This window comes from Acidovorax sp. Leaf191, from assembly GCF_001424425.1.
In the GTDB taxonomy this organism is placed as follows: Bacteria; Pseudomonadota; Gammaproteobacteria; order Burkholderiales; family Burkholderiaceae_C; genus Acidovorax.
The window spans coordinates 642485-654807 of sequence record NZ_LMPT01000019.1 but is presented as its reverse complement, the minus strand read 5'-3'; the positions used below and the strand labels follow the sequence as shown (position 1 = coordinate 654807).

Annotated in this window: 11 protein-coding genes; 10 read left to right on the top strand and 1 reads right to left on the bottom strand. The window is 67.7% G+C overall.

Features of this window, described 5'->3' with window-relative positions; genetic code table 11:
* The first annotated feature begins 6 nt into the window (after positions 1-6).
* The 10 genes from ASG27_RS17000 to ASG27_RS16955 all read left to right on the top strand — a co-directional run bounded on the left by ASG27_RS17000 (position 7) and on the right by ASG27_RS16955 (position 11882).
* Positions 7-1206, top strand: coding sequence for a substrate-binding domain-containing protein (locus ASG27_RS17000; protein WP_056418771.1), 1200 nt, complete (start codon positions 7-9; stop codon positions 1204-1206).
* Between the two features lie 173 nt (positions 1207-1379).
* Positions 1380-2861, top strand: a complete 1482-nt coding sequence (locus ASG27_RS16995) for an extracellular catalytic domain type 2 short-chain-length polyhydroxyalkanoate depolymerase (RefSeq protein ID WP_056418768.1) — start codon at positions 1380-1382, stop codon at positions 2859-2861.
* Positions 2862-2952: 91 nt separating this feature from the next.
* Positions 2953-3726: an ABC transporter ATP-binding protein gene (locus ASG27_RS16990; protein WP_056418767.1), complete on the top strand. Its 774-nt coding sequence runs from the start codon at positions 2953-2955 to the stop codon at positions 3724-3726.
* On the top strand, positions 3723-4472 hold the full coding sequence (locus ASG27_RS16985; RefSeq protein WP_056418764.1) for an ABC transporter ATP-binding protein: 750 nt from the start codon (positions 3723-3725) through the stop codon (positions 4470-4472). Before ASG27_RS16990 ends, ASG27_RS16985 begins: the two co-directional genes overlap by 4 nt.
* 115 nt (positions 4473-4587) lie before the next feature.
* Positions 4588-5577 (top strand): branched-chain amino acid ABC transporter permease, encoded by a 990-nt coding sequence (locus ASG27_RS16980; protein ID WP_056418761.1) that lies wholly within the window; start codon positions 4588-4590, stop codon positions 5575-5577.
* Positions 5578-5593: 16 nt separating this feature from the next.
* Positions 5594-6664: a branched-chain amino acid ABC transporter permease gene (locus ASG27_RS16975; protein ID WP_056418758.1), complete on the top strand. Its 1071-nt coding sequence runs from the start codon at positions 5594-5596 to the stop codon at positions 6662-6664.
* Positions 6665-6774: 110 nt separating this feature from the next.
* Positions 6775-8937 (top strand): D-(-)-3-hydroxybutyrate oligomer hydrolase, encoded by a 2163-nt coding sequence (locus ASG27_RS16970; protein WP_056418756.1) that lies wholly within the window; start codon positions 6775-6777, stop codon positions 8935-8937.
* A gap of 166 nt (positions 8938-9103) precedes the next feature.
* The gene (locus tag ASG27_RS16965; RefSeq protein ID WP_442854097.1) at positions 9104-10231 is read left to right on the top strand and encodes an ABC transporter substrate-binding protein; all 1128 of its coding nucleotides are present in this window, start codon (positions 9104-9106) and stop codon (positions 10229-10231) included.
* Between the two features lie 171 nt (positions 10232-10402).
* Positions 10403-11377, top strand: a complete 975-nt coding sequence (locus ASG27_RS16960; protein ID WP_056418754.1) for an alpha/beta fold hydrolase — start codon at positions 10403-10405, stop codon at positions 11375-11377.
* A 34-nt stretch (positions 11378-11411) separates the two neighbouring features.
* On the top strand, positions 11412-11882 hold the full coding sequence (locus ASG27_RS16955; protein ID WP_056418751.1) for a DM13 domain-containing protein: 471 nt from the start codon (positions 11412-11414) through the stop codon (positions 11880-11882).
* A gap of 54 nt (positions 11883-11936) precedes the next feature.
* Here the strand turns inward: ASG27_RS16955 and ASG27_RS16950 are convergent, their stop codons facing one another.
* Positions 11937-12188 (bottom strand): glutaredoxin family protein, encoded by a 252-nt coding sequence (locus tag ASG27_RS16950; RefSeq protein ID WP_056169887.1) that lies wholly within the window; start codon positions 12186-12188, stop codon positions 11937-11939.
* Positions 12189-12323: the final 135 nt, after the last annotated feature.

Here is a 12323-nt window from a genome sequence, read left to right as displayed (position 1 = left end):
ATCGCCATGCACCGTCGCACCCTGGTCGCCCTCGCTGCCGCCGCAGTCACCGCAGCCGCCACGCTGTCCGCCCCCGCGTTCGCCCAGTCGTCCGGCGAGATCCGCATCGCCCACATCTACAGCAAGACCGGCCCGCTGGAGGCCTACGGCAAGCAGACGCAGACCGGCCTGATCATGGGTCTGAACTACGCCACCGGCGGCACTATGACCGTCAATGGCAAGAAGCTCGTCGTCATCGAAAAGGACGACCAGGGCAAGCCCGACCTGGGCAAGAGCCTGCTGGCCACCGCGTACTCCGACGACAAGGCCGACATCGCCGTGGGCCCCACGTCGTCCGGCGTTGCGCTGGCACTGCTGCCCGTGGCCGAGGAATATAAGAAGATCCTGCTGGTCGAGCCCGCCGTGGCCGACTCGATCACCGGCGACAGGTGGAACAAGTACATTTTCCGCACCGGCCGCAACAGCAGCCAGGACGCCATCTCCAACGCCGTGGCGATCGACAAGGAAGGCGTGACGGTAGCCACGCTGGCCCAGGACAACGCCTTCGGCCGCGACGGTGTCAAGGCCTTCAAGGACTCCATCAAGAAGGCCAAGCTCTCGCACGAGGAATACCTGCCCGCCGCCACCACCGACTTCACCGCCGGTGCCCAGCGCCTGATCGACAAGCTCAAAGACCAGCCCGGCCGCAAGATCATCTGGATCGTCTGGGCCGGCGCCGGCAACCCGTTCAAGATCGCCGACCTGGACTTGAAGCGCTACGGCATCGAGATCGCCACGGGCGGCAACATCTTGCCGGCCATGGCCAGCTACAAGAACTTCCCCGGCATGGAAGGCGCCACCTACTACTACTTCGGCATCCCCAAGAACCCGGTGAACGAAGCCCTGGTGGCCGCGCACTACAAGGAGTTCAAGACCCCGCCGGACTTCTTCACCGCCGGTGGCTTCAGCTCGGCCATGGCACTGGTCACCGCGCTCAAGGCCACGGGGGGCGACACCAACACCAACAAGCTCATCAAGACCATGGAAGGCATGAGTTTTGAGACCCCCAAGGGCAAGATGACCTTCCGTAAGGAAGACCACCAGGCCCTGCAGAGCATGTACCACTTCAAGATCAAGGTGGACCCGGCCTTTGCCTGGGGCGTGCCCGAGCTGGTGCGCGAGATCAAGCCAGAAGAAATGAACGTGCCGATCCGCAACAAGCGCTAAGCCGGTCTTTCGATGCGTTAGCGAGGCCCGACGGACAGGACAACCATCCTGCTCCTTCGGGGTTCATCCCGCAGGGGCGGCCGCCCCTTTTTTCCAGTGGATTGATGCATGAACCTCCGGATCACACGGAGGCTGGGTCAGACTTTCTCAAAATTATTTGGAGACAAGACAACATGGCTTTCAATTTCATCCGGGCGGCTGCAGCAGGGGCTGCTTTTGCACTGTGCGCATCGGGCGGCGCCTACGCCGCCGTCAACCTCCCCGCGCTCAAGATCGACAAGACACAGACCACCGTGTCGGGCCTGTCGGCCGGCGGCTTCATGGCCGTGCAGCTGCACGTGGCGTACTCGGCCACCTTTGCCAAGGGCGCGGGCGTGGTCGCCGGCGGGCCGTTCTACTGCGCCGAAGGCTCCATCGTCAACGCCACCGGGCGCTGCATGGCCAGCCCCGCCAGCATCCCCACCAGCACGCTGGTGAGCACCACCAACAGCTGGGCCAGCCAGGGCCTGATCGACCCGGTGGCCAACCTGCAGGCCTCCAAGGTCTACCTGTTCTCCGGCACGCTCGACAGCGTGGTCAAGACCGGCGTGATGGACGCACTGCGCACCTACTACAACAGCTTCGTGCCCGCGGCCAATGTGGTCTACAAGAAGGACATCGCGGCCGAACACGCCATGGTCACCGACGACTACGGCAACGGCTGCTCCACCAAGGGCGCGCCCTACATCAGCGACTGCAACTTCGACCTGGCCGGCGCCATGCTGCAGCACCTGTACGGCACGTTGAGCCCGCGCAGCACTGCTGCGCTGCCCACGGGCAACTACGTCGAGTTCAACCAGAACCAGTTCATCACCAACCACGGCATGGCCACCACCGGCTGGGCCTACATTCCGCAGGCCTGCCAGGCGGGCGGCACGGCCACCTGCAAGCTGCACGTGGTGCTGCACGGCTGCAAGCAGAACATCAGCGACGTGCAGCAGCAGTACGTGCGCAACACCGGCTACAACCGCTGGGCCGAGACCAACAACATCGTGATGCTCTACCCCCAGACCAGCACCGCAGCCACCAACAGCTGCTTTGACTGGTGGGGCTACGACAACGCCAACTACGCCAAGAAGTCCGGCCCGCAGATGGCCGCCATCAAGGCCATGGTGGACCAGGTCTCCAGCGGCGGCGGCACGACCAACCCGCCCACAAACCCCGCATTGCCCGCCCCCACGGGCGTGAGCACCTCCGGCGCCACGGCCAGCTCCATGGTGGTGGGCTGGGGCGCCGTCTCGGGCGCGGCCAGCTACAACGTCTACCGCAATGCCAACAAGGTCAACGCGCTGCCGGTGAGCGGCACGAGCTACACCGACACCGGCCTGGCCGCCTCCACCACCTACAGCTGGACGGTGCGCGCCGCCGACGCCAACGGCGCCGAGGGCGCTGCATCGGCCGCCGCAACGGGCACCACGCTCGCTGCACCGGGAGGTGGCGCCACCTGCACCACTGCCAGCAACTACGCCCACACCATGGCCGGCCGGGCGTACGTGTATGGCGGCTACACCTTCGCGCTGGGCTCCAACCAGAGCATGGGGCTGTGGAACATCTTCGTGAACAACACCTTGAAGCAGACCAGTCCCAACTACTACGTCATCGGCACATGCCCTTGACCATGCGCTGAACACCGCGCGCTCTGTCCATGTCAGGGCAGGGCGCGCGGTACCCCTGAAAGACGACGACCGTGAAAGTGACGCACTACCCATGAGCACCTTGTCCACCAAGGACTTGACCATCCGCTTCGGCGGCCACGTGGCGGTCAACGCCGTGACCTGCTCTTTCGAGCCCGGCACGCTGACCGCCATCGTGGGCCCCAACGGCGCGGGCAAGACCACGTACTTCAACCTCATTTCGGGACAGCTGCGCGCCACGGCGGGCAGCGTCACGCTGGGTGGGCAGGACCTCACGGGGCAGTCCGTCTCGGCGCGCACGCATGCGGGCCTGGGCCGGGCCTTCCAGCTCACCAACCTGTTTCCCAACCTCAGCGTGCTGGAGAACGTGCGCCTGGCCGTGCAAGCCACGCAAGAGGGCAAGCACCGCCGCGGCCTGAACCTGTGGAGCATCTGGAGCGACCACCGCGACCTGACCGACCGCGCCCGCGCCATCCTGCAGGCGGTGGCCATGCTCGACCGCCAGGAAACGCCTGTGGCGAGCCTGCCGCACGGCGACCAGCGCAAGCTCGAAGTGGCGCTGCTCATGGCGCTGGAGCCGCAGGTCTACATGTTCGACGAACCCACGGCCGGCATGAGCCACGACGAGGCCCCCGTGATCCTGAACCTGATCCGCGAGCTGAAGAAGGACAAGACCAAGATCATCCTGCTGGTGGAGCACAAGATGGACGTGGTGCGCGAGCTGGCCGACCGCATCATCGTGTTGACCAACGGCACCCTGGTGGCCGACGGCGTGCCCGCCGAAGTCATCGCCTCGCCCGTGGTGCAGGAAGCCTATCTCGGCGTGACGAAGGAGGCGGCCGCATGACGACCCCCAACACCCACAACCACACGGGCAACCTGCTCGAACTCAAAGGCGTGCACACCCACATCGGCGCGTACCACATCCTGCACGGCGTCGACCTGGCCGTGCCCAAGGGCCAGCTCACCATGCTGCTGGGCCGCAACGGCGCGGGCAAGACCACCACGCTGCGCACCATCATGGGCCTGTGGCACGCGTCGCAGGGCACGGTGCACTTCGCAGGCCGCGACATCACGGCCATGAACACGCCCGCCATTGCCGGCATGAACATCGCCTACGTGCCCGAGAACATGGGCATCTTCGCGGACCTCACGGTGAAGGAAAACATGCTGCTGGCCGCGCGCGGCGCCAAGAACGCCGCGCAGATGGACACGGCCCGGCTCGAATGGATCTTCCGGCTCTTCCCGGCCGTGGAGAAGTTCTGGAACCACCCCGCGGGCAAGCTCAGCGGCGGGCAAAAGCAGATGGTGGCGGTGAGCCGCGCCATCGTCGAGCCGCGCGACCTGCTCATCGTGGACGAGCCCAGCAAGGGCCTCGCGCCCGCCATCATCAACAACATGATCGAGGCGTTCGACCAGCTCAAGAAGAGCGGCGTGACCATCCTGCTCGTCGAGCAGAACATCAACTTCGCCAAGCGGCTGGGTGACACCGTCGCCGTGATGGACAACGGCCAGGTGGTGCATGCAGGCAGCATGGCCGCGCTGGCGCAAGACGAGGCATTGCAGCGGTCGCTGCTGGGGCTGGCACTATGACAAACACTCTGAATTTCAAGCCTTTTGGTGCTCTACCGCTCGATAGGCAAGCGCAAGCAGCTATAAAAATGGTAGCAAACGCTGTCGCAGGACCCACACGCCCAGGAGGTCCGGCATGAGCATCATCGCCCGCGACTTCGACTGGAAACCCCTGGCGCTGGTGCCGGGGCTTGCGCTGGTGGTGCTGCCCTTCATCGGCTCGCCCAGCACCTGGCTCACGCTCACGGTGGCGGGCCTGGCCATGGGCATGATCATCTTCATCATCGCCTCGGGCCTCACGCTCGTGTTCGGCCTGATGGACGTGCTCAACTTCGGCCACGGCGTGTTCATCGCGCTCGGTGCCTTTGTGGCCACCAGCGTGCTGGGCGCCATGGGCGACTACACCCAAAGTGCCGACCTGTGGCGCAACCTGATGGCGGTGCTGCCCGCCATGCTGGTGGCCATGGCCGTCGCCGGGGCGGTGGGCCTGGCGTTCGAGCGCTTCATCGTGCGGCCCGTGTACGGCCAGCACTTGAAGCAGATCCTCATCACCATGGGCGGCATGATCATCGGCGAAGAGCTGATCAAGGTCATCTGGGGCCCCGCGCAGATCCCGCTGCCGCTGCCCGAAGGCATGCGCGGCTCGCTGCTGATTGGTGACGCCGCCATCGAGAAATACCGACTCATCGCCGTGGCGGTGGGCCTGGTGGTCTTCGGCGTACTGGCCTGGACGCTGTCGCGCACCAAGGTCGGCCTGCTCATCCGCGCGGGCGTGCAGGACCGCGAGATGGTCGAGTCGCTGGGCTACCGCATCCGCCGCCTGTTCGTGGGCGTGTTCGTCGTGGGCTCGGCCCTGGCGGGCCTGGGCGGGGTGATGTGGGGCCTGTACCAGCAGAACGTGATCCCGCAGATGGGCGCGCAGGTCAACGTGCTGATCTTCATCGTGATCATCATCGGCGGCCTGGGGTCCACGGGCGGCGCCCTCATCGGCGCGCTGCTGGTGGGGCTGATGGCCAACTACACCGGCTTTCTGTTGCCCAAGGTGGCGCTGTTCTCCAACATCGCGTTGATGGTGGCCATCCTGCTGTGGCGTCCGCAGGGCGTCTACCCGGTCGCCAACCGTTGAAGAGGAGCCCCACAACATGCTGAACCGACTTCTCTCCGGCGACTACCCGCGCAGCAAGGTGCTGGCGGTGATCCTCGTGGCCATCTTCCTGGGACTGGCGTTCGCGCCGTTCCTGTTCCCGGGCGTCAAGGCGCTGTCCGTCGCGGCCAAGGTGCTGATCTTCGTGGTGCTGGTCGCCAGCTTCGACCTGCTCCTGGGCTACACCGGCATCGTGAGCTTTGCGCACACCATGTTCTTCGGCATCGGGGCCTATGGCATTGCGGTGGCCACCACGCGCATGGGGCCCACCTGGACCGCGCTGGGCGTGGGCCTGGGTGGCGCGCTGGTGCTCTCGCTGCTGCTGTCGCTGGCGGTGGGGCTGTTCTCGCTGCGGGTGCGCGCCATCTTCTTCGCGATGATCACGCTGGCCGTGGCCGCGGCGTTCCAGACGCTGGCCTCGCAGCTGTCGGACATCACCGGCGGCGAAGACGGCCTGACCTTCAAGGTGCCCGAGATCCTGTCGCCCAGCTTCGAGCCGTTCGACGAGCCCTTCCTGGGCGTCACGCTGGATGGGCGGCTGCTGTGCTACTACCTGCTCTTCGTGGTGGCCGTGGCGCTGGTGCTGGCGCTGCTGCGCATCGTGAACTCGCCCTTCGGCCGCGTGCTGCAGGCGATCCGCGAGAACGAGTTCCGCGCCGAGGCCATCGGCTACCGCGTGGTGGTGTACCGCACCACATCCAGCGTGCTGTCGGCCCTGTTCGCCTGCTGCGCGGGCGCCATGCTCGCGCTCTGGCTGCGCTACAACGGGCCGGACACCTCGCTCAGCTTCGAGATCATGATGGACTGCCTGCTCATCGTCGTGATCGGCGGCATGGGCACCATCTACGGCTCGGCCATCGGCGCCGTGCTGTTCCTCGTGGCGCAAAGCTACCTGCAGGATTTGCTGCGCCTGGGCAGCGAGGCCGCGTCGGGCCTGCCCTGGCTGTCCGGGCTGCTGTCGCCCGACCGCTGGCTGCTGTGGCTGGGCGTGCTGTTCGTCCTGTCGGTCTACTACTTCCCCACCGGTGTGGTGGGGCGCCTGCGCGCGGCCGCGGCGCGCAAGGCCTGAGCACCACACGTCCGCCAGCGCGGACGTGGGTGGCGCCCGCAGGAGCGGGCGTGGGTGAGGTGCGGGGTAGCTGTGTAAAAAAGTGAAGACAAAAAACAGGAGACAAGCACATGGTGAAGAAAAGCATCCACGGGGGCCTGCGCCCCTTCGTCCCCGCGGCCCTGGCGGCAGCGGTCCTCGCGGCCTGCGGCGGCAATGGCGGTGACAGCAACAACAACAACGCACCCGCCCTCAACGCAAAGCCCGCGTACCTGGGCGCCATCAGCGAGACCAGCTACGACGGCACCAGCAACGACCTGCTGACCGCAGGCCTCGGGGCCAGCGGCCTGGCCGCAGCCCTGCCGCCGGCCTATGCCGACCCGCTCAAGCCCACGGCGGCCGAGCTGCGCCGCACGGCCATCCACACCAACTACCGCGGCATGCTCGACATGACGGCCGCGGGCGGCTACGGCCTGCTGTACGGCCCCAACGTCGATGCGCAAGGCAAGGTCACCACGGGCGAGGGCAAGGTGGCGGGCACCGAGTACATCGCCTTTGCCGACGACGGCACGGGCCGCAAGAACGTCACGCTCATGGTGCAGGTGCCCACCACGTTCAACCCGGCCAAGCCCTGCATGATCACGGCCACCACCTCGGGCTCGCGCGGCGTGTACGGCGGCATCTCCACCGGCGAATGGGGCCTGAAGAAGGGCTGCGCCGTGGCCTACTCGGACAAGGGCACGGGCGGCGCACCGCACGACCTGCAAAACGACACCGTGCCGCTGATCGACGGCACGCGCGCCACCGCTGCCGCGGCGGGCAAGAACGCGGCCTTCATCGCCGGCCTCACGGCCACCGAGCTGGCCGCCTTCAACACCGCCACGCCCAACCGCTTCGCCTTCAAGCACGCGCACTCGGGCCAGAACTCCGAGAAGGACTGGGGCACCACCACGCTGCAGGCGGTGGAGTTCGGCTACTACGTGCTCAACCAGCGCTACGGCAACACCGACGCCGCCGGCCAGCGCCTGAAGACGCTCACGCCCGCCAACACCATCGTCATCGCGTCCAGCATCTCCAACGGCGGCGGCGCCGCCATTGCCGCGGCCGAGCAGGACACGCAGGGCCTCATCAGCGGCGTGGCCGTGTCCGAGCCGGCGCTGGAGCTGCCGGCCAACCCCGGCGTCACCGTGCGCCGCGGCGGCACCACCGTCGCCGTCACGGGCAAGACGCTGGTGGACTTCACCACCTATGCCAACCTGTACCAGGCCTGCGCGTCGCTGGCGGCCTCGGTCAGCACCAGCCCTTATGCGGCTGCGTACGCTGCGGGCTTTGCCAGCGCGGCGCTGCCCATTGCGCCCAACCGCTGCGCGGCACTGAAGACCGCCGGGCTGCTGTCGGCCTCCACCACCGCCACGCAGGCCGAAGAGGCGCTGCAAAAGCTGCGCGACTACGGCTGGGAGCCCGAGTCGAACGACCTGCACGCATCGCTGGCCGCGTTCGAAGTCGCGCCCGCCGTGGCCGTGACCTTTGCCAACAGCCTCTCGCGCGCCAGCGTGAAGGACCACCTGTGCGGCTTCAGCTACGCCGGTGCCACGGCGGCCGGTGCGGTGGCGCCGCTCGCACCCGCCGCGCTGGCGGGCATGTTCGCCACGGGCAACGGCGTGCCGCCATCGGGCGGCATCCAGCTCATCAACAACCAGGGCAGGCTGGGCGCGGCGCGCGACTTCCTGTCGGTGTCCGAGTCCGGCGTGGCCGACTGGAACACGCCAGGCGCGCTGTGCCTGCGCAACCTGGTCACCGGCACCGACGCCGCCGCCAAGAAGCTGCAGGCCGGCGTGGACGAGACCCGCCGCAACGGCAACCTGCGCGGCAAGCCCGCCATCATCGTGCACGGCCGCGCCGATGCGCTGCTGCCCGTGAGCCACACCTCGCGCCCCTACGCCGCGCTGAACAAGAAGGTCGAGGGCGCGGGCAGCAAGCTCAGCTATGTGGAAGTGGCCAATGCCCAGCACTTCGACAGCTTCATCGGCCTGCCCACGGTGCTGCCCGGCTACGACACCCGCTACGTGCCGCTGCACGTGTACCTGAACCACGCGCTCGACGCGGTGTACGAGCACCTGGCCAACGGCAAGGCACTGCCTGCCAGCCAGGTGGTGCGCACCGTGCCGCGCGGCGGCGTGGCCGGCAGCGCGCCCGCCATCACCGCGGCCAACGTACCGCCACTGGCCGCCACCCCCGTGGCCGCCAACGCCATTGCCGTCACGGCAGCAGGCGCCATCACCATCCCCGACTGACCGCAAGGAGCTTCGCAAGACCACCGCAGTCCAGCCCCCCCGGGTTGAGCACAGGCCCCGTGCCCGCGCTCACCGGAAGGCTGCGCGAACGACATCCGAACGGAGACACGACACGATGGACCAACTCAAACGATGGAGCCGCTGCGCAGCCTCCAGGCTGGCGTCAATGGTGGCAATGGCGGCAATGACGGTGGCCGTGTGCAGCGCCGCCCTGGCGCCCCCGCTGCACGCGGCCGAGGTCGTGGTGGGGCAGGTGGCCCCGCTGTCGGGCGTGCTGGCCAGCACCGGCGCGCAGATGGTGCTGGGCGGCAAGATCTACTTCGACTGGGTCAACGCCCAGGGCGGCGTGCACGGCGCCACCATCCGCCAGGAGGTGGTGGACGACGCGTACAAGGTCGCAGACACCGTGCGCCTGACCCGCGGCATGCTGGCGCGCCCCGACGTGGTGGCGCTGTACGGCTTTGCGGGCACCGCCAACATCACGCAGCTCTTGGCCGACGGCGTGCTGGAGCAGGGCGGCGCCGCGCTGGTGGCGCCGTACACGGGCGGCGAGTCGCTGCGCAGCCCGTTCAACCCCTGGATCTTTCATGTGCGTGCGGGCTACGTGGACGAGACCGAGCACATGGTGCAGCAGCTCACCACCCTGGGCATGAACCGCGTGGCCGTGATGTACCAGGACGACGGCTTCGGCAAGGCGGGCCTGGCGGGCGTGGAGGCGGCGCTGGCCAAGCGCAACCTCAAGCTGGTGGTGGCCGCGGGCTACGAGCGCAACACCGACCAGGTCGATGGTGCCGTCAAGGCCATCAAGGCCGCCGATGTGCACGCTGTCATCATGATCGCCATCAACAAGCCCGCCGCCGCGTTCATCCAGCGCTATCGCGAGCAGGGCGGCGGCGCGCAGCTGTACAACATCTCGGTGGTGGACCCGACCGAGCTGGTCAAGCTCGCGGGCATCAAGAACGCGCACGGCCTGGGCATCAGCCAGGTGGTGCCCTACCCCTACCGGCCCCAGCTGCCCGTGGTGCGCGAATACCAGTCGCTGCTCAAGAAATACGCGCCCGACGCCGAGGTCAACTACACCAGCTTCGAGCAGTTCCTGGGTGCCAAGGTGCTGGTCGAGGCGCTGCGCCGCGCGGGGCCCGCGCCCTCGCGCGCCCGGGTGGTCAAGGCGCTGGAGTCGCTGCAGAGCTACGACCTGGGCGGCATCACGCTCGGCTACTCGCCCACCAACCGCATCGGCTCGCGCTATGTGGAGGTCACCGTCATCGGCAGCAACGGCCGCCTGATGAAATAGTACGGATATGCCTTCAACCGTTGAACGTCGTTGGTTCGCCTTGCCGTGCTACAGCACTGTCTGCGGCTCCCGCCTAGTTGAACGGTCGAATGCACATCCGTCCATGCCGCGCCGCCCACGCAGCCGCCCGCCGTTTTCCATTTTCGTTGTTCGTCCCCAAAGGTTGCCACCATGTCCCCCACTTCGCGCTACGCCACCTGCGCCGGCTATGAGATCCACTACATGGAGTGGGGCGCACCCGATGCGCCGGTGGTCATCGCCTGGCACGGCCTGGCGCGCACCGGGCGCGACATGGACGAGCTGGCCGCCCACCTGGCGCCACGCTTTCGGGTGATCTGCCCCGACACCATCGGCCGGGGCCTGAGCCAGTGGGCCCGCGTGCCAGGGGACGAATACCAGCTGTCGTTCTACGCGCGCATCGCGGCCGATCTGTTCGACCAGCTCTCCATCGACAAGGCGCACTGGGTGGGCACATCGATGGGCGGGGCCATCGGCACGGTGTGCGCGTCGGGCCTGTTCGAGCCGCAGCTCAAGGGGCGCATCACCAGCCTGCTGCTCAACGACAACGCGCCCCGCCTGGCCGATGCGGCGCTCGAACGCATCAAGGCCTATGCGGGCCACCCGCCATCGTTCGGCACGGTGCAGGAGCTCGAAGCGTTCTTCCGGCAGGTGTACCAGCCCTACGGCTGGCTCAGCGACGAGCAGTGGCGCCGCCTGACCGAGACCTCCACCCGCCGCCTGCCCGACGGCCGCGTGACGCCGCACTATGATCCGGCCATGGTGCAGCAGTTCACCCACCACACCAACGACTACCTGATCTGGGACCACTACGACGCGCTGGACATCCCCGTGCTGTGCCTGCGCGGCGAGCAGTCCGACCTGGTGCTGCGCGACGTCACCGCCGAGATGCTGACCCGCGGCCCCGGCGCGCGCGGCCAGGCCCAGGTGATCGAAGTGGCCGGCTGCGGCCATGCCCCGGCGCTGAACGTGCCCGCGCACTACGCGCTGGTCGACCGGTTTTTGGTGCACGGCGTGAAGGACCCCGGCCCGGCCGAGCCCGCCGTCGTGCGGTCTGCCGGCGGTGCGGGCCTGCATGCGAAGGCGCCGGTGCAGTACCGCGCCGCCACGCACCTGCAGTGGCCGTGATGGCTGTGATGACTGTGATGACTGTGGCACAGCGATGAAGAAACTGCTGGCGCTGACCGCCTCGCACCTGCTGGCCGTGGCGGTGGGCTTTGGCGCGGGGGTGTACGTGCTGCCCATTCTCATCGCGCCGGCCAGCCCCACGCCGCAAGACCTGCAGCCCAGCGCGTCCACCGCGCAGTGGACGGCCACGCTGCGCCGCGACCTCAAAGGCAGCGACGCGCTGCACTGGGGCGAGGGCACGGTCCACATCGGCCCGCACAGCATCAGCCTGCAGGGCCGGCTGGCCCCCGGGCCCGACTACAAGCTCTACCTGTCGCCCCAGTTCGTGGAGACCGAGGCCGACTTTCTGCGCATCAAGCCGCAGATGTTGCGCATCGGCGACGTCAAGACCTTCGACAACTTCATCGTGCCGGTGCCGCAGGGCGCAGACCCTGCCAGGTTCAACACCGTGGTCGTGTGGTGCGAGACGTTCGGCCAGTTCATCACCGCAGCGCAGTACCGCTAGCGGTGCGCAACCCCGTAGTGGCTGTCGGGGCTTTGGCGGTTGCCGCAGCGGTGGTTACGGTTGCTGCTGGGCCAGTTGCGCCAGGGCAGCCTGCACGCCCGCCAGGCCGCCGACCCGCTGGTCGTTGATGAAGACCTGCGGCATCTGCCGCACCGACGGCCCGCACTTGGCATAGAAAGCCAGGCGCTCGGCCTCGTCGTCGATCTTGATCTCTTCAAAGGGCAGGGCGCGCGACTGCAGCAGTTTCTTGACGGAGTCGCACTGCGGGCAGGCGGACTTGGAATACACGGTGATTTTGAGCGTCATGGGCGCAAGTTTACGGGCGCCGCTGCCCGCCTGCGCGGCTGGGGGCATCTGCCCGCTGCGGCACAATGGCGGCGGCAGGGGGGGTTGCGGCTTGGTGCCGGGCTTACCATGCACCACCTGCCGTCACCGCAGTCA